Source organism: Paraburkholderia sp. FW306-2-2C-D06C, from assembly GCF_058781505.1.
In genome coordinates, this window is sequence record NZ_JBYSWU010000010.1 from 130,892 (window position 1) to 147,726 (window position 16,835).

Below are 16,835 nucleotides of genomic sequence, written 5' to 3' on the forward strand. Positions count from 1 at the left end.
ACAATGCGAGCAGTGGTTCTGCATGAGCGTCGACGACGCGCGACCGGAATGGACCACAGTGCTTCACGGCTAACGAGCTTTTCGTGAGGCGGGCGCTCTGACGAAGAGGCGTTCTAGTGAATGCGGGATTAACGCTATATGTCAGAAGCGGAGGCGAGCCGATAATCGTCGAATCAGATCATTTAACAGTTCAAGATGCGCGACCGAATCGACGACGAAATCACCTTTCGAAAGCTGGAAGTGCTGCTCGCATTCATGGACACCGGCAATCTGTCGAAGGCAGCGGAGGCTCTGAATGTGAGCACGGTCAGCGTGCACCGGGCGCTGCATTCGCTCGAACAAGGCGTGCGGTGTGCGCTGTTCCGGCACGAGGGCCGCAACCTGAAGTCGACGGAAGCCGCGCAGATGCTTGCCGATGTAGCACAGGAGGTGATCACGCTGATGTCCGATGGCATTCGCGCGACGCGTGAGGCCGCGGGTTACTCGTCGCATCGTCTGAAGATTGGCTCCCTGTACTCGCTGACCATCAAGACCGTGCCCGGCATCGTCATCGATATCAAGGTGCGGCGGCCGACGCTTCAGGTCGAGCTCGTGCTTGGGCCGAATGCCGAACTGTTGGAGAAGTTGAAGCTGGGCGTCATCGATGCCGCCCTGATGGCGGTGCCCGACGCCGAGCCTGAAGTTGAATCCATTCCGCTGTTCGAAGATGACATCTTTTTCGCAGCGCCCGCCGGATCGCCCTACGCTAATCAGCAAGCCGTCGATTTGAGGGACTGTCGCGACGAGACATTCGTTTCGTTAGGCGAGGGCTTCGCGACGTATCATGGCTTTCTGGAGGCCTTTCGCGTCGCGGACTTCACGCCGAACGTCACCATGAGAGTCGGCGATATATTTTCGCTGATGAACCTTGTGAGCGGCGGGGTCGGTTATACGCTTTTGCCGGGGCGTGTACGCGGTGTATTCGGCGACAAGGTGCAATTCATTCCGCTGCAGCCGCGATACCTGATGCGCCAGACCATTGGCGTGAGCTTTCTGCGTGCACGCGAACGGGATCCGAACCTGCTCGCGCTCATGGCCGTCTGCCGCCTTCGCACGAGAAGCGTCGACTGACCGCCACTCCTCAGGCTGCCATTACTGGCGCGCCTGTTCCCGCTCAATGAGCGTGCCAAGGTCCGGAAGTGAGGTCGCGCTGCATACCGCGATCCCCTCCGTGAAAATCGCGCTGCTCAGCCGGGTCAGCACGCTGGATGGCGGCATCTCGATCGCGAGGCGCGCGCCTCGCTCCCACGCGAGCCTCACTGTATCGTCCCATCGCACCTGCCGCGCCATGTTGCCGGCAAGATCGGCCGCGATGCGCGGGCCGTCGAAAAGCGGGCGTGCAATGCTGCTGCTCAGATACACAAGGCGAGGCGCGCGCACGGAGACCTGGCCGAAGGCATCGGCGAGCGCAGTCGCGGACGCGTCGAGCAAGGCGCAATGCGAAGGGACCGCCACGTCGAGACGCTCATAGCGTTGCGCTCCGTGCTCACCAGCAAGTGTTGCAAGGCGTTGCATGGCGGCATCGCTGCCCGCGACCACCATCTGCGTCTGGGCGTTGATGTTTGCCAGAAAGACCGGCATGGCCGGGCTGTTCACTTCCGCGATCAATCGTTCGAGCGCACGCTGTGTCATGCCGATGATCGCGGTCATGCCGTAGCCGTGCGGGAAGGCTCGTTCCATCAACTGGCCGCGCAATGCGACGAGCCTGACGGCGTCGGCGTAGCGCAGAGCGCCTGCGATCACGGCGGCTGGATAGGCGCCGATCGAAAGGCCCGTGACCATGTCGGGTTTGTGGCCGAAGGCGCTGATGACGCGCGCCTGGGCGACGCCCGCGATCAGCAGGCAAAGTTGGACCGCGACGGTGGAGCGCAGCGAGTTCGTGTCGTCAAGCGACAGGGCGTCGTAGCCCAGCGCGTCGCTGGCTTCTTCGAGTGCGTGAGCAACCTCGGCGTGATCCGGCAACGCGTGCAGCATGCCGCTGCGCTGCGCGCCCTGGCCAGGGAACGTGAATAGCACGCTCACGATGCACCGGCGGCCCACGGGTCCGCTACCAGCAGGAGATCGTGCGGCTGGAGCACGCCGTCGATGGTTTCAGGGATAGACAAGCGATTCTCCTTCACGCAGCACATGCAGGGCTTAGCGTTTTAGGTGCCCATCAACGCTTTCGTCGCGAAGAACAGGACTGACGGTCCGAGCAGGCAGCCGACGCCCGTGTGAAACGTTGCGATCAGCGCGCCGTAGGGGACGAGGCGCCGGTCGGTCGCGGCGAGCCCCGCGCTCACGCCGCTGACGGTACCCGCCAGTCCGCCGAAGATCATCGCCGAGCGCGGCGTCTTCAATCCCATGAAGCCGGCTGCGAGCGGCGTGCCGATCATGACGATGATCGCCTTGATCAGCCCTGCGGCGATGCTGAGCGCCATCACGTCGGAGCTTGCGCCAATCGCTGCGCCGGTCACCGGCCCCACGATGTAGGTGACCGCGCCCGCGCCGATGGTCGTCATACTGACCGCGTCGGTGTAACCGAACGCATGCGCGATGCTCGCGCCGACGATAAACGGCAACACGGTTCCGAGCAGCAGCGACACTACGCCGATGAGCCCGGCCTTGCGCGCCTCGGTGGCCTGCACCTCGAACGCTGTCGCGACGATGGCGAAGTCCCGCAGCATCGCACCGCCCATCAGACCGACGCCGGTGAAGAGCGGCAGGTCGGCGAGACCTTTTTGTCCGCCGGTGAAGGCGCCGCCCAACCAGGCCAGTGCGAGGCCGATCACGATAGCGATGGCCGAGCCGTGCACGCGCCCGAACGTCAGCTTGCGTGAAATCAGTGACGACACCCACATGATGAGGCCGACCAGCGCAAACGAGGTAACAAGGCCGTTCTGGATCAATACTTTATCGAGCATATGGAACATGACGCACTCCTGCTTCAGATTTCTTCAAGTTGCGGAGCGTTCACGAACGACGTGCTGTCGTGACCGGTGCGGGAAAGAACGGCGATGCAGCATGCGCAGAGGGCTGCGGCGCCCAATGCCGAAAGGAGCGCGACCGGACCGCCCTTGAGCGCGGCAACGACGTTCTGGTTGGCGGCCATGGCGACCACCACGGGGATATACATCGCACCCCAGAAGCCCACGCCCGCTTCAGTTTCCTGCGGCAGCAGCCCCTTCTTGTGCAGATAGAGGCGCAGGAAAATCAGCAGCAGCATGGCGATGCCGACCCCGCCGACATTCGTCTTCACGCCGATCGCGACCCCGAGCAGGTCGCCGAGAAAGAGTCCCGCCAGATGGCAGAACGCGAGCAGTGCAGTTCCATAGATGATCATGTTGCGTCTCCTGTAGTAGCTTTATCGGCTCGAAGTCGGCCGGATTTGTTTGCGCCGCGGGGGCGCATCAACACTGGTATCGCTGCGTGTTCAGCGCCATTGTTCGCGCAGCCTCCGACGCACCTTCACCGAGGCCGCGCGGTGTACGCTGCCGAGCCGACCGCCCAGGCCGCGCGACGGGTCGGCGCGGATGTCGTCGAGTGCGGCTTGCAGCGTCTGTTCTACGATGGATTGATCGGCGCCCGTCGGTGCATCGGCGTTGCTCACGCTGAGTAGCTTCCACAGCAATCCGAGCGAGGCGTAGCTGTCGATGTCATAGGCCATCGGCGGCACGCGGGCCGTGAATGCTTCGAGATCGGCAACCGAGCGCAGCGTGACCCGCGCGGCGGATTCCTTGCCCATCGCGTGAACCATGACCTGTGAATCCGCAAGCGCTACCAGGCGGTTTGCCTGATAGCCATGCGCGAGAAATGCACCCGACATCGCACGCCCCACAATCAGACCGATCACCGGATGGCCGGCGAGGCGCGCGCTCGCGTAGGCATCGGCGGCGCCGGCCAGGGCCTGATGGATGCCATAGGCTTCCTCTCGTCGGCCATACGCCTGGCTCGCGACGTCAATGACCGCGACAATCGCGCGCTTCTCGCGGCGCTTGTCGTCCTGTTTCGCATCGGCGTCGACCACTTCGCGCACCGCCCGAGCGACCTCCCATGCCTCGACGAGACCGATCTCGCCGCTGCGCGCACGCGGAAAGAGATTATCGGGGTCCGGCACCACGGCAATGAAGCGCGCCGGATGGTCGCCCAGCCGTGCGTCGGCGACACGCACCGAAGGCCGGTAGCCCGGCTGCAACGGCGTGCTGTAAGTAAGCGCATCCAGCCAGACGGCGCCGCGCTTCGAAAACTCGCCTGTGTTCATGACTGGAACCCCTTGCCGTAGATGGCGACCGCATTTTCCGGGCTGCTCTGCTCGCTCGGATCGATTTCGGAAAGCCGCTGCAGAAAGCCCGCGACACGTTCGCTGCGGCACGCTTCGGGACGCCCAGCGCGGAAGCGTTCGATCACAGCGGTCCGGATCGTATCGGCGGCGTCGTCGACGTACACATCGATCAGACCCGTGCGATACCGTTGTTCGCCACCCGTGAAGCTCCAGATCATCGGACGGTCGCGTGAGTCGAATTCCGCGATCCCCGCTTCCTGCTCGATGACGGCCGGTCCGTTAAGACCGAGGCGCGCTTCGCGGGTCGCGATCAGATAGCTGCACAGGCCGGCTGCGATCGACATGCCGCCATAGCAGCCGATCGGGCCCGCCGTGATCCCTATTACGGGCTGGTAGCGCCGCAAATCGACGATGGCCGCGTGGATCTCCGCGATCGCCGCGAGCCCGAGGTTCGCCTCCTGCAACCGGACGCCGCCGGTTTCGAAGAGAATGACGGCGCGCGTCGGGATGCCGTTGCGGTTATCCTCGGCAGCGAGTTCCAGGCTGCCGGCGATCTTCGCCGCCGACACTTCGCCCATGCTGCCGCCCTGGAAGCCGCCATCGATGCCTAGCACGACGGCGGGCAGTCCGTCGATGGTTCCCCTGGCGACTACGGTGCCGTCGTCGGCCTGGGTCACGATGCCCTGACGCGCGAGCCATGGCGAGCTCACGCGCTCGAATGGATCAAGCAATTCGCTGAAGGTACCTTCGTCGAGCAGCTTCTTCGCGCGGCTGCGCGCATTGAGTTCAATGAAGCTTTCACGCGCGAGCAGTTCCTGTGCATCCATGTTCTTCACGCTCCACCGGTTTGAGTCAGTGCTTCGAACACCTGCCCGACGCGTATGCGCACAACGCCCGGCGTCGCGCCGAAATCGTTGATTTCGAGCTTTGCGGCAGGCAACGAGCCGTCACTGAAGATGCGCTCGAGTACGGCTTCCCAGACGCGGCTCATGCCATCCACCGAAGTGGTGATGTTCACGACAGTGCGGTTCCCGTCGTTCGTTTCGAGCAGTACTTCGAGGTCCCCGGACGCGACGACGCCTGCAAGTGCGCGGCCTCGGGCGGGGGCGCCCGCCGGGAAATCAAGGACGATGGTTTCCATTTGCTTTCCTATGCCTTCGTCGTGTGAGGGGCTTCGTTTTGAAGCCTGTCGAGAAAGAGTGCGGCGGCGAGCAGATCGGCGGCACCGCCGGGTGACACATGAAGTTCGATGAGCCGCCGGTCCAGTGCCTTCAGGTGACGGCGGCCCGCAAGCATGGCGGCTCCGCCGTGCTCCAGTACGCGTCGTGCTCCGCCTTGCGTCTCGGCGAGGGCGCCGCGTCCGCCTCGTGCGAGCACACAGGTGTCGTCGAGACTCGCCATCACGGCGAGCAACGCGTTCAGCCGGGCTGCCGTTTCACTGTCGCCTCGAAGGCGCGAACTCGCGAGTTCCGGCAAGGCAACCTCAACCACGTGCGGAAAGCCTGCCTGCGCCTGACCACGTGCGCCGCCGACGTCATAGTCGAGACACGCCTGCTCGCCCTTGTGACCGGTCAGCGTGGGCGCGTGGCGGTCGGGCAGACGCGCGATCGATCCGGCGCGCGAGGTAACGCCATGCGGCGTGAGATCCGTCGGCTCGCGCGCTGCAGCGGTCACGAGCAGCCCGAGCGCCCAGATCGCGCCGCGATGGGTGTTGACGCCACCGGTCGCGTGCAGCATCCGGACTTCGCCGTTGCGTCCGATCGCACCGATGCGCTCGCGAAGCGCCAGCATCGGCCGGGTTTCGATGGCCGCGTGGGCCAGTTCCACAAAGGTCGGCTCCAACGCATGGGCCGACGCGCACATCAGGTGCCAGTCGAGGTCGTCGTGCGCGCCGCGGCTGCGAATATCGACGAGACCAGGCTTCGGCGCGAGCGTGACTTCCTCGATGAGTGCCGCGACCACGTGCCCACCCAGGCGTTCGGCGAGCCGTTCCTTCCCGGCGGTTTGCAGCTGCGGGAGGATGCTCGGAGTCGAAGCCGTTGCAAGACTGTCGCGCATCACCAGCTCCTGAAGCGTGCGGGTGGGGCATACAGCCCATCGGACCAGTCGACGAGATCCGCCATGCTCTTTGCGGCCAGCAGCGAGCGATTGGCTTCATTGCGGTGAATGCCGAGATCCTCGGGCAGCGCGACAAACCCATCGCGCCGCAGCGCTGCAAGACTGTCTGCGTTGCTCGTCAGGCCAACCGGCGTGACACCGGCGACGGCGGCGATCATCTCCTTGCGGTGTTCAATGGAGCGAGCCTTATAGAGGTAGGCGATGCCTTCTTCCGTCAGCACATGGGTGACGTCGTCGCCATAGATCATGACCGGCGCGAGTGGCATGCCGGCTTCGCGGCCCACTTCGACCGCATCGATTGATTCGACGATGGTCGGCTGCCCGCCCGCCTGGAACGTCTCGACCATCTGGACGACCAGCTTGCGGCCACGTTCGAGCGGGCTGTCGGTTTGCAGCAGATCGAGCCAGGCGGGGGACGCGTGGCGGCGGCCGTGCGGGTCGTGTCCCATGTTCGGTGCGCCGCCGAAGCCGGTCAGCCGACCGTGCGTCACCGTCGATGAGTTGCCGAGACCATCCATCTGCAGGGTTGAGCCGATGAACATGTCGACTGCGTATTGCCCCGCGAGCTGGCACAGCGCGCGATTGGAGCGCATCGACCCGTCCCGGCCCGTGAAGAAGATGTCCGGGCGTTCCGCGACATAAGCTTCCATGCCCAGTTCGCCGCCAAAGCAGTGCACGCTCTCGACCCAGCCGGTTTCGATTGCCGGAATCAAGGTCGGATGTGGGTTCAAGGTCCAGTGTTTGCAGATCTTGCCCTTGAGGCCGAGCTTTTCGCCGTAGGTCGGAAGGATCAGTTCGATTGCCGCTGTGTTGAAACCGATGCCGTGATTGAGTGACTGCACCTGATGCCGCTCGTAGATGCCGCGAATCGCCATCATTGCCATCAGCACGTGGATAGGCGTAATGAGACGCGGATCGCGCGTGAAAAGCGGCTCGATGAAAAACGGCTTGTCGGATTGGACGACGTAGTCGATCCACGAACCGGGGATATCCACACGCGGCAGGTCCTTCGGGTCGTCGACGATTTCATTGGCCTGCGCGATCACGATGCCGTCACGAAACGCGGCGGCTTCGACGAGCGCGGGCGTATCTTCGGTGCTCGGGCCGGTGTAGAGATTGCCTTGCCGGTCGGCCTTGTAGCCGGCCACGAGTACGACGTTGGGCGTCAGATCAACGTAGAGCCGCGCGTACAGTTCGATGTAGGTATGGATCGCGCCGATTTCGAGAATGCCGTCCTGAAGGAACTGCGAGATGCGCAGGCTTTGCGTACCGGCGTAGGCGAAGTCGAGCTTTCTGGCGATGCCGCGCTCGAAGAGATCCAGATGTTCGGCGCGGCTCACGCTCGGGATGATCAGGTGCAGGCCGTTGACGATGCCCGGATCGACCCTGGCGAGCGCGCGCGACAGAAAATCGGCCTGTTTCTGGTTGTTGCCCTCGACGACAACCCGGTCGCCCGGCGCGATCAGGTTTTGAAGGACGTCGACGATGCGCTCGGTGGGCAATACCACGCCATCCGCGATCGATGCGACGCGCGCGAGGCGGCGATGTTTTTCCGCACGCCGCGTGGCCCAATGGGACGGACTCTGACTGGACATGTGTGCTCTCGCTCTGGACATGAGATGAGTCTATGGAGCGAGGGGTATCGGTTCAATCACGTTCGGGGCGAGTCCGTTATCCCAAGGGTAATGATCTTTTGATCTGATAGCTAAGACCGTGACTGGACTGTTCAAGAGGGTAAGACCTCGTCACCCAGGGGTTTTCCCTGTTGCACCGCAGGATGTGCCGGTCAGTGCAGGGCGATCTCGGCGGCATCTATAACAGCGGTTATTGAGGCTTGGGGCGGCCGGTATCGAGGCGCCCCTCATGGAGTTCGGCGCCGTCGGCAAGGGTACGCGTCAAGGCGCGAGCGCATTCAGCATCGCCGCGCACAGCGTCATCGTGCTGGCCGCCGAATCGAAGTCGAGCCCGCCGGCCGGCGCAACGGTTAGCACGTCGCATGCGCCGAGAGCCAACGGATACGTCGCATCGTCCGTGATGAGGACGAGGGACGTTCCCGTTCGGACGGCCTTGTTCGCAACACGCTGCAAGAAGGAACTGTCGGCCTGGAGATCGACCAGGAGCCACGCCTCGTCGTGCGCAGTGTCCCCATGTCCGAATAGCGGTGTAGGCCACATGGACGTGGTTAGCTCCGCCGGCTTGCCGGTCTCAAGCAATGCGAGAAGGCAGTAGCATGCCGCCGCGTACCCTCGTGGCGTACACGCGATGCGCACGCTGCGGGCCTCGGCGAGCCGTCGTCCGGCACGCGCCAACGCGTCGTAGTCGATGTCTGCCTGCCACGTGAGCCAGGCCGCGCGCGTGTGCTCGATACGTTCGGCGAGCAGTGCTTTGCACGTACCGTCCGAATGATCCTGTCGCGCGGGTGGGTTTGAGGTGCGGGCTCCCGCATGTGCGCGAAACACCCCGCGCAGTTCGCGAAACCCGCTGAAGCCCAATTGCCCTGCAAACCGGATCACCGCTGAGGGCTGGACCGCACACCGCGTCGCGATGTCCTGTACGCGGTCGAACGCGAGCGTTGAAGCATGGCGCTCGACGTCGCGGGCAATCCGCTGCAACTGGTGCGACAGAGTCGGATATGCGGCGGCGATACGCTGCAGCAGCATGTCGCGAGTGACGACGGCCGGCGCGTCGCCGGTTGAATGATCGCTGTCGATGCGATCTTCGTCCTGCCGCCGGACGTCCGTGCGCATGGCCGATGGCATACCGGCAGCCTCGCGTCGCGCGCGTGTGGTTTCGACTACCGTGACAGCATCCATTCGTGCGCCGGATCGTTCTTGAAGTGCCATACGCGCTTCGGACCGGCCATCACATTCAGGTAGTAGCTGTTGTAGCCGTGCGGCACGACGACCGGGTGATAGCCGCGCGGTACCATTACGACGTCGTGATTTTCGACCGCATGAGAAACGTCGATATCACGTGAATCCGTATAGACGCGCTGGAACGCGAACCCTTGCGGCGGATCGAGACGGTGGTAGTAAGTCTCTTCGAGCATGCTCTCGACGGGCGCGTCGTCGACGTCGTGTTTATGCGGCGGATAGCTCGATGCATGCCCGGCCGGCGTCAGGACTTCGACGACGAGAAGCGACTCCGCCGGCTCGGTTTGCGGAAGGATGTCGCACACATAGCGTGTGTTGGTTCCAGTGCCACGCACCGAGCGAGCAATCGTCGACGGTTCGATCAGCCTCGCTTCATATTGGCCGCTCGCCGGGGCGGTGGCCAGCGCCACTTCGGCGTCGTCGCATGCTTCGATCGATACGGTAGTACGAGGCGGCGCGTAGACGGCATACGGCGAGCGTTCTTCGAATACGCTGCGCCGCTCGCCGATCTCGCGCCACGTTTGCGATGGTGTCGATACCGTCACGACGCCGGTCAATACGACGAGACATAGTTCGGTCCCGCCCGTGTCGAACGTGAGCCGTTCGCCGCGGCCAAGGCGTTTCGCGGCGAAACCCACATAGCGCCAGCCGGCGGACTCGGGCGTCACGGTGGCGATGTCGGGCCCGGTGGATTGTCCCTTGACGAGCAGGTTCGTCATGCGGCCTCCTTTTGCTGGCGCGCTTGCCGCCAGATACGGATCAGCGTCTCGAAGCTGCTGCGCACCTGGTCGATGAGTGCGCGATCGTCGATCTCGCCGGCGAACCACGCACGGCTCGGCTCATGAAAAATGGTCCGCCCCACGGTGAACCCGCGGCAGGTCCTGCTGGCGCCTGCGGCGGCGAATCCTTCCGCCAGCTTCTCGATCGGTGCGCTCAGGCCGAGCAGCACCACGCCACGGCAATACGGGTCGCGCCTTTCGATCAACGCGTCGACCTCACGCCACGTGCTGGCGCTCATCGCTTCCAGCTTCCACCATTCCGGATAGATGCCGAGGTCATACAGCCGGTCGAGTGCGCGGGGAATGAGATCAGGCGTCTGTGGACGGTCCTTCGGCGGAATGACTTCGAGCAGCAGCTCGTGGCCGCTCGCCTGAACCGCGTCGTACAGCGCGCGCAACTGGTTTTCCTGTTCGATGCGATGGGCGGGCTCGTCGTCCGGGTGATATTGCACGAGACACTTGACGATATGTTCGCGCGGCCATGCGACGAGCGCCGTACCGATCGAGCGGCCATGCTCGAACTGGAGCGGGTTCGAGCCCGGCAATTCGACGGGGCGGCCGATCCACCAGCCGCGCCCGGTTGCGGCATTCAGCGCATCCTGGCCGTAGCGGTCGTCGATCAGCACGGCCATTTTCCCCTTGTAGTCCGCGTGCTCTTCCGTTTCCGCTACCGCCTTGACGAACAGTTGCTTGAGTGTCGCAATGCGGTCTTCGTCCGCGCCGGCCTGCTGCGCGAGCGCGAAGAACTGGTCGCGATGATCGAATGCAAAGCCGAGCACTTCGTCCCATTGCGGGCGCGGCGTGCTTACGCGATGCAGGCGGGCGAGGGTGGTGTCGCGATCCGGGCGCTGCATGCGCGACGCGTTGGCGAGGAAATAATCGAGTTCCGCGGGCGTAGGCATCGCAGGCGCACATGCGTGCCTCGATACGACCAGCGCGCCACAGGCGTTTGCATAGGCGCAGCAGGTTGCATAGTCGGCGCCCGTCAGCCAGCCTTTGAGAAAGCCGGAAATAAACGCATCGCCCGCGCCCAGCACATTGAGAACCTCGACCTGCACGCCGCGATAGTGACGATCGCCATCGAGACTGTCCGGGATAGGACCGTCAATGACGGTACAGCCGAGCGGCCCGCGTTTGACGACAAGCGTGGCGGACGTCACGTCGCGCACGGATCGCAACGCATCGGCCAGATCGTCGCGGCCGCCTGCGATGCGAAACTCTTCTTCGGTTCCGACGATGAGGTCGAACAGCGGCAAGATCCCGCGCAGGTGAGCGCTGACGCTGCCGTCGGCGATGAAGCGGGTCTCGCCGTCAGCCTTGCCGGTGAGGCCCCACAGCACCGGGCGGTAGTCGATATCGAGCACGGTGCGCACGTCGTTACGCCGTGCATGCTCCAGCGCCTTCGTGCTGGCGCGATGTACCTGCTCGGTCGAGAAATGGGTGCCGGTGATCAGCAGTGCCCGGCTGGATGCGATAAACGATTCGTCGAAATCCGTTTCGTCGATTGCCATGTCCGCGCAATTCTCGCGGTGGAACACCAGCGGAAATGTATCGCGGTCTTTCAGTCCGAGTAGCACTAGCGCGGTCAGCCGTTGCAGATCGGTCTTGACGTGGCTTACGTCGCATCCTTCACGCTCGAGCGCATCGACGAGAAACCGTCCCATGTGATCGTTGCCGACCCGCGCGAGCATCGCGGATTTCAGTCCCAGCCGGGCACAACCGAAAGCAATGTTCGCCGACGACCCACCCAGATAGCGGGCGAAGCTCGTGACGTCTTCGAGGCGTGCGCCGATCTGCTGCGCGTAAAGGTCGACTGCGAGCCGACCCAGGCAAATCAGATCGAACTTGCGCTCGGTCATGGTTCTCAGTTTTTGCACGATATGTATTCCTGTGTTGTTTGAAGACGTTCATCGATTGATGAACATCTCTTCGTCTCCATGGTTCCTGTCCGTCCGGCGGGCGGCGATCGTAGTCCGCCGGGGCGTATTTTTCGCGCGTGGAGGTCAGGTGAGGCACAGCCCTTCTTTCACGGCTTCGAGCATCATCCGGCTCGACTCGTCCGCCCGGTCTTCCCACGCGAATACGGCGACCGTGGCGATACCGTCGAAGCCGATATCGCGTACCGATTTGAAGAACGTGTCCCAGTCGATTTCGCCTTGCCCGATATCGAGATGCTGATGCACGGTCGCCGTCACACCAGGCGGGTTCACGATATAGCGAAGATTCGAGGATGCCCGGTGGTTGTACGTATCGGCGATGATCAGGTGGGTCAGCTTGGGCTTCGCATAGTCGAGCATCGCGGCGATATCGCCCTTGCCGTCGTCATAGAAGAACGTATGTGGCACCGCATATAGATAGTTGAGCCACGGCTTGTCGAGGCCGCGGATGATGTCTACCGACTCGTTATTGCGTTCGCAGAAGTCGTACGGGTGCGCCTGGATGTCCAGCTTGATGCCCTCGCGTTCGAACACCGGCAGCAGTTCTTCCATCGAGCGCATGAACTGGTTCTCGCACACCAGCGCATTGTCGGACTGGCCGCTGAACTCGGTGTTCATCAGATCGCACTCCATCTCCACGGCGACCTCGATCGCGCGCTTCCAGTTGCGTACGGCCGCTTCGCGCATCGCTTCGTCGGGATGCGACCAGTGATAGAGCGGCAGCAACGACGAAAGCTTCACGCCGTTGTCGCGCAGTGCCTGTTTGAACTCGTGCACACGAGCCTTGTCGACGCGCGGATACTTGTAGAACGGCAGGAAGTCTTCCCGCGGCGACAGTTCGATGTACTCGTAACCGAGTTCGGCAACCTTCTCGACCATTTTCGGAATTGGAAGATGGCGATACATGTAGGGGTCAAGGGCGATTCGCATGTCTGCTCCTGATAAGGTTTTCGTTAAAGTGCGTGATGTCGGGCCCGCCTTCGCGCAGCGGCGACGGCGCGGGTACCATCTATTGGATGTACTGGAGCGTTCAATAACGCCTTGCGTGGGACAGTGCCTGCTTCATCAGTTTCGAGGCCTCGTCGACGCGCGGGTTGTCCGATACTTCTGGCACGCCCACGTGCCACCACGACGCGTACTTGTGAACCATCGTCTTCGGCAGGACCTTGATGTCGATGAGCGTGGAGACGCTCTGCTTTCTCGCATCGTCGAGCGCTGTGCGCAACGCGTCCATCGACGTGACCGTGTATGTCTTGCAACCATAGGCCGCGGCGTTCGCGGCGAAGTCGACCGGCACGAACCTGCCTGCGAGCCGGCCCGTTGCATCGTCACGGTATCTGAATTCGGTGCCGAAGCTGCCCATGCCGTGTTCCATCTGCAGGTTGTTGATACAACCGAACGTCATGTTGTCGAACAGCACGACGTTGATCTTCTTGCGCTCCTGGATCGACGTCACCAGCTCGGAGTGCAGCATCATGTACGAGCCGTCGCCGACGAATGCAAACACTTCCTTCTCCGGCTGGGCGAGCTTCACGCCCAGCGCCGCGTTGACTTCGTAACCCATGCATGAATAGCCGTATTCGACGTGGTAGTTGTCCACGCCCTTTGCGCGCCACACGCGCTGCAGATCACCGGGCAGACTGCCTGCGGCCGCGACGATCACGTCGTCATCCGCTAGCGCCGAATTGAGGAAGCCGAGCACTTGGCTTTGCGTCAGGGACGAGCCGGTTACGCGGATGAATTCGTCGAGAACGCCCCGGTCCAGACGGTCATCGATCTCCGGGACGAAGTCGTCCGGCGAGTACGCCACGCCATAGACGCGGCTCACCTCCGTGTGCAACCGGGCGCGCGCGATCTCCACCTCGCTCGTCCAGGCGGACTTGAAGCCGATGCGTTTCAGTTCATCACCCAGTTGCTCCAGCGCAGCCCTTGCGTCCGCGACGATCGGTACTGCATCGAGCTTGCCGGCATCGAACGTGCTGACATTGATATTGATGAACTCAACGTCGGGATTCTGGAACAGCCACTTGGACGACGTCGTGAAGTCGGTATACCGCGTGCCGATGCCGATAACGAGATCGGCTGCGGGAGCAATCGTGTTGGCAGCCAGCGAACCCGTTTCGCCGATACCGCCAAGATTCAGCGAATGGTCCCATGTGATCACCCCCTTGCCCGCCTGTGTCTCCGCGAACGGAATGTTGAACTGCTCGGCAAACTGCTTCAGCGCCGCTGCAGCGTCGGAGTATTTCACCCCGCCGCCGCATATCAGCAACGGCCTCGACTTGCGCGTGATCAAGGCAGCCGCCCGGGCGATCGCATTGGCGGCCGGCGGCCGCCGGTCGACACAATGCACCCGTTTCGCGAAGAAATAGTCGGGATAGTCATAGGCCTGCGCCTGGACGTCCTGAGGCAAGGCGAGCGTCACCGCGCCCGTGTCGGCCGGATCGGTCAGCACACGCATCGCACTGATGCACGCGCTCATCAATTGTTCCGGCCGCACAATGCGGTCCCAATATTTACTCACTGGCCGGAAGGCATCGTTCGTGCTGATCGTCAGGTCGTGCGCCTGTTCGATCTGCTGCAGGACCGGATCCGGTTGACGGCTTGCATGTACATCGCCTGGCAGGAACAGCACGGGGATGCGGTTTGCCGTGGCCGTCGCCGCAGCGGTCACCATATTCGCCGAGCCAGGTCCGACCGATGACGTGCAGGCGTAGATCTGCCTGCGACGGTTCTGCTTCGCGAAGCCGATTGCCGCGTGCGCCATACCCTGTTCGTTTCGGCCCTGATGCACGAGCAACTCGCCGGGATCCTGTTCCAGCGCCTGCCCGAGACCCAGCACGTTGCCGTGTCCGAAGATCGTGAACACGCCCTTGACGAACTTCGTCTGCACACCGTCGAACTCGACATACTGATTGTCGAGAAACCGGACGAGCGCCTGCGCCATTGTCAGTCTGATGTGACCCATGAATTTATCCAGATGTTGAAGAGAATGCCAGTCGGCCAATCGAGGCTCGTACCTCGCGCGATGACTATCAGGTGTTCGCGTATTTCCGGCGGAAATCGGCCTCTATGGCTTCCAGGCTTCGCCCTTTCGTTTCGGGCAAGTAACGATTCACGAACGTGAGTGAAAGCAGGCCAAGCGCGAAGAAGATAAAGAACGTCGTGGAAATTCCAGCGTATTCGACTAGTGACGGGAAAAGCAGGCTGATAGTGAAGTTGACCATCCACAACGCGAAGCCGGAGAAGCCTGTCGCAAATCCCCGAATTCTGAGCGGAAACACTTCGGAGAGCATGACCCAGCTCACCGGCGCGATGAACCCTTGCATGAAGCCAAGAAACATCACCATCGACGACAGGATCAGATATGCGCGCATTTCCGATACCGGCAGCAGTTCCGAAAAAAGGCCGATGAGCAGCAACGATGCTGTCGTTCCCGTCAAGCCGGTGAGGAACATGGGTCTGCGGCCGACCTTGCCGAGCAGAAAGATGCCGAAAAACACCGCAGCCACTGATATCACGCCGTTCGCGATATTGGCGAACAAGGCCGTCTCCTTTCCGAATCCCGACGTGGTCAGAATCTGGGTGCCGTAGTACATAATTGAGTTCACGCCGGTTGCCTGTTGCACTACTGCGACGCCGACGCCGATCAGGAACACGCGGCGCATCCACGGAGTAGAGAGATCGGACCAGCCGCCGCGCGTCGTACGGGCATCCTGTTCACTTATCAGTCGGATGTCGGCGAGTTCTGCAGCCGCAAAACGTTCGTCTCGCACCTGCTTGAGGACGCGCAGCGCGTCGCCGAAGCGTCCCTTCATCGCAAGCCAGCGGGGTGTTTCGGGCATTGCGAGCATGCCCAGCCACAGCACGACCGCAGGCAGCGTGGCAAGCGCCAGCATCCACCGCCAGACGCCGTGCTCCGCGCCCCATGCATTCCCGATGACCGCATTGAAAACAAACGCCAGCATCTGGCCGCAGACGATCATCAGCTCGTTTTGCGTGACGATCTGACCACGCCGATCGGACGGTGCTATCTCCGCAAGATAGGTAGGTACCGATACGGACGCGCCACCTACTGCAAGACCCAGTACGAACCGCGACGCCACCATCACAGGAACGTTGGGTGCCAGCGTGCATGCCAGTGCGCCAATCAGGAACAGCAGGGCGAGCAACATGATGTTTTTTCGCCTGCCGTTACGATCGGACAAGCGTCCGCCGGCCACTGCGCCGATTGCAGCCCCAAGCAGCAGGAAGCTCGTGACCATCCCTTCTGTGACGGGGGTCAGCCCGAGGTCCTGCTTCATATAAGTCAATGCACCGTTGATCACACCGGTGTCGTACCCAAAAAGCAGCCCGCCAAAGGTTGAAATGACCGTGATGAGCCTGATGTATCGTGTGGCCCGTTCACCGCTGTCCGATCCAACCGGGACGGCCGTATTGCGGACGACGTGCGTCTCGTAAGCGTTGTGCATCGTTGACTCCTCCTTTTATGAACGACCCAGCCCTTTCTTTCGGGGACTTTGTATCAGGATCGTTTGCTTGATTCAGTACAGCTCATCAGATTGCATTGCGGAATATCGAGGCGTGCCTGCGGATGAAAAGTGCGCCCCACGAGGCCGTTCGGGTGCTTGCGCGTGCGGCCTCAAACCGACAATAAACAGGCCGCCGCCCGTGCATTGCGTTCCGATAGGAAGTTGAGGCGTAATCCATGGCCCGCGTCCGATCCTGTTAGGTTTATGCCCAGTTTTGCAACCGGGTGCAAAACTGGGTCAAAAAAACCGGGTTTCTGTGCACCCGGTTGCAATACAGTAGACCGCCGGCTGAGACG

General features: G+C 62.5%; 15 protein-coding genes. 1 reads left to right on the plus strand and 14 read right to left on the minus strand.

Annotation, left to right across the window (positions count from 1 at the left end; all coding sequences use genetic code 11):
• Nucleotides 1-195: 195 nt before the first annotated feature.
• Nucleotides 196-1,110, plus strand: a complete 915-nt coding sequence (locus AC3WLT_RS10330; RefSeq protein ID WP_492591783.1) for a LysR family transcriptional regulator — start codon at nt 196-198, stop codon at nt 1,108-1,110.
• 21 nt (nt 1,111-1,131) lie between these two features.
• Here AC3WLT_RS10330 and mdcH read toward each other — a convergent pair whose 3' ends face one another.
• The 14 genes from mdcH to AC3WLT_RS10400 form a co-directional block, all read right to left on the minus strand.
• Nucleotides 1,132-2,061 (minus strand): malonate decarboxylase subunit epsilon, encoded by a 930-nt coding sequence (gene mdcH, locus AC3WLT_RS10335; RefSeq protein WP_492591784.1) that lies wholly within the window; start codon nt 2,059-2,061, stop codon nt 1,132-1,134.
• A gap of 122 nt (nt 2,062-2,183) precedes the next feature.
• Nucleotides 2,184-2,951 carry a malonate transporter subunit MadM gene (madM, locus tag AC3WLT_RS10340; RefSeq protein ID WP_492591785.1) on the minus strand — a complete coding sequence of 256 codons (768 nt, stop codon included), beginning with the start codon at nt 2,949-2,951 and terminating at the stop codon, nt 2,184-2,186.
• 14 nt (nt 2,952-2,965) lie between these two features.
• Complete coding sequence (madL, locus tag AC3WLT_RS10345) at nt 2,966-3,361, minus strand: malonate transporter subunit MadL (protein WP_492591786.1); 396 nt, start codon at nt 3,359-3,361, stop codon at nt 2,966-2,968.
• A 90-nt stretch (nt 3,362-3,451) separates the two neighbouring features.
• A complete protein-coding gene (gene mdcE, locus AC3WLT_RS10350; protein WP_492591787.1) occupies nt 3,452-4,279 on the minus strand; it encodes a biotin-independent malonate decarboxylase subunit gamma in 828 nt (275 codons plus the stop codon).
• The gene (locus AC3WLT_RS10355) at nt 4,276-5,127 is read right to left on the minus strand and encodes a biotin-independent malonate decarboxylase subunit beta (RefSeq protein WP_492591788.1); all 852 of its coding nucleotides are present in this window, start codon (nt 5,125-5,127) and stop codon (nt 4,276-4,278) included. The genes mdcE and AC3WLT_RS10355 overlap by 4 nt, the downstream gene beginning before the upstream one ends.
• Before the next feature lie 5 nt (nt 5,128-5,132).
• Nucleotides 5,133-5,441, minus strand: a complete 309-nt coding sequence (locus AC3WLT_RS10360) for a malonate decarboxylase subunit delta (RefSeq protein ID WP_492591789.1) — start codon at nt 5,439-5,441, stop codon at nt 5,133-5,135.
• Nucleotides 5,442-5,449: 8 nt separating this feature from the next.
• On the minus strand, nt 5,450-6,358 hold the full coding sequence (locus AC3WLT_RS10365) for a triphosphoribosyl-dephospho-CoA synthase (RefSeq protein ID WP_492591790.1): 909 nt from the start codon (nt 6,356-6,358) through the stop codon (nt 5,450-5,452).
• Nucleotides 6,358-8,013: a malonate decarboxylase subunit alpha gene (gene mdcA / locus AC3WLT_RS10370; RefSeq protein ID WP_492591791.1), complete on the minus strand. Its 1,656-nt coding sequence runs from the start codon at nt 8,011-8,013 to the stop codon at nt 6,358-6,360. Before mdcA ends, AC3WLT_RS10365 begins: the two co-directional genes overlap by 1 nt.
• Before the next feature lie 300 nt (nt 8,014-8,313).
• The gene (locus tag AC3WLT_RS10375) at nt 8,314-9,231 is read right to left on the minus strand and encodes a MurR/RpiR family transcriptional regulator (protein WP_492591792.1); all 918 of its coding nucleotides are present in this window, start codon (nt 9,229-9,231) and stop codon (nt 8,314-8,316) included.
• Nucleotides 9,213-10,010, minus strand: coding sequence for a 5-deoxy-glucuronate isomerase (iolB, locus tag AC3WLT_RS10380; protein WP_492591793.1), 798 nt, complete (start codon nt 10,008-10,010; stop codon nt 9,213-9,215). The genes AC3WLT_RS10375 and iolB overlap by 19 nt, the downstream gene beginning before the upstream one ends.
• The gene (locus AC3WLT_RS10385) at nt 10,007-11,929 is read right to left on the minus strand and encodes a bifunctional 5-dehydro-2-deoxygluconokinase/5-dehydro-2-deoxyphosphogluconate aldolase (protein WP_492591825.1); all 1,923 of its coding nucleotides are present in this window, start codon (nt 11,927-11,929) and stop codon (nt 10,007-10,009) included. The genes iolB and AC3WLT_RS10385 overlap by 4 nt, the downstream gene beginning before the upstream one ends.
• Nucleotides 11,930-12,073: 144 nt before the next feature.
• Nucleotides 12,074-12,937 (minus strand): sugar phosphate isomerase/epimerase family protein, encoded by an 864-nt coding sequence (locus tag AC3WLT_RS10390; protein WP_492591794.1) that lies wholly within the window; start codon nt 12,935-12,937, stop codon nt 12,074-12,076.
• Nucleotides 12,938-13,037: 100 nt separating this feature from the next.
• A complete protein-coding gene (gene iolD, locus AC3WLT_RS10395) occupies nt 13,038-14,975 on the minus strand; it encodes a 3D-(3,5/4)-trihydroxycyclohexane-1,2-dione acylhydrolase (decyclizing) (RefSeq protein WP_492591795.1) in 1,938 nt (645 codons plus the stop codon).
• A gap of 67 nt (nt 14,976-15,042) precedes the next feature.
• Nucleotides 15,043-16,479, minus strand: coding sequence for a sugar porter family MFS transporter (locus AC3WLT_RS10400; protein ID WP_492591796.1), 1,437 nt, complete (start codon nt 16,477-16,479; stop codon nt 15,043-15,045).
• Nucleotides 16,480-16,835 lie beyond the last annotated feature (356 nt).

Excerpts from the sequence above, each read along its gene's own strand:
- AC3WLT_RS10360 (WP_492591789.1), bottom strand. The coding sequence starts at position 5,441 with ATGGAAACCATCGTCCTTGATTTCCCGGCGGGCGCCCCCGCCCGAGGC.
- AC3WLT_RS10365 (WP_492591790.1), bottom strand. The coding sequence starts at position 6,358 with ATGCGCGACAGTCTTGCAACGGCTTCGACTCCGAGCATCCTCCCGCAG.
- iolD (WP_492591795.1), bottom strand. The coding sequence starts at position 14,975 with ATGGGTCACATCAGACTGACAATGGCGCAGGCGCTCGTCCGGTTTCTC.
- madL (WP_492591786.1), bottom strand. The coding sequence starts at position 3,361 with ATGATCATCTATGGAACTGCACTGCTCGCGTTCTGCCATCTGGCGGGA.
- AC3WLT_RS10330 (WP_492591783.1), top strand. The coding sequence starts at position 196 with ATGCGCGACCGAATCGACGACGAAATCACCTTTCGAAAGCTGGAAGTG.
- iolB (WP_492591793.1), bottom strand. The coding sequence starts at position 10,010 with ATGACGAACCTGCTCGTCAAGGGACAATCCACCGGGCCCGACATCGCC.
- mdcE (WP_492591787.1), bottom strand. The coding sequence starts at position 4,279 with ATGAACACAGGCGAGTTTTCGAAGCGCGGCGCCGTCTGGCTGGATGCG.
- AC3WLT_RS10400 (WP_492591796.1), bottom strand. The coding sequence starts at position 16,479 with ATGCACAACGCTTACGAGACGCACGTCGTCCGCAATACGGCCGTCCCG.
- AC3WLT_RS10390 (WP_492591794.1), bottom strand. The coding sequence starts at position 12,937 with ATGCGAATCGCCCTTGACCCCTACATGTATCGCCATCTTCCAATTCCG.
- AC3WLT_RS10355 (WP_492591788.1), bottom strand. The coding sequence starts at position 5,127 with ATGGATGCACAGGAACTGCTCGCGCGTGAAAGCTTCATTGAACTCAAT.
- mdcA (WP_492591791.1), bottom strand. The coding sequence starts at position 8,013 with ATGTCCAGTCAGAGTCCGTCCCATTGGGCCACGCGGCGTGCGGAAAAA.
- madM (WP_492591785.1), bottom strand. The coding sequence starts at position 2,951 with ATGTTCCATATGCTCGATAAAGTATTGATCCAGAACGGCCTTGTTACC.
- AC3WLT_RS10385 (WP_492591825.1), bottom strand. The coding sequence starts at position 11,929 with ATGACCGAGCGCAAGTTCGATCTGATTTGCCTGGGTCGGCTCGCAGTC.
- AC3WLT_RS10375 (WP_492591792.1), bottom strand. The coding sequence starts at position 9,231 with ATGGATGCTGTCACGGTAGTCGAAACCACACGCGCGCGACGCGAGGCT.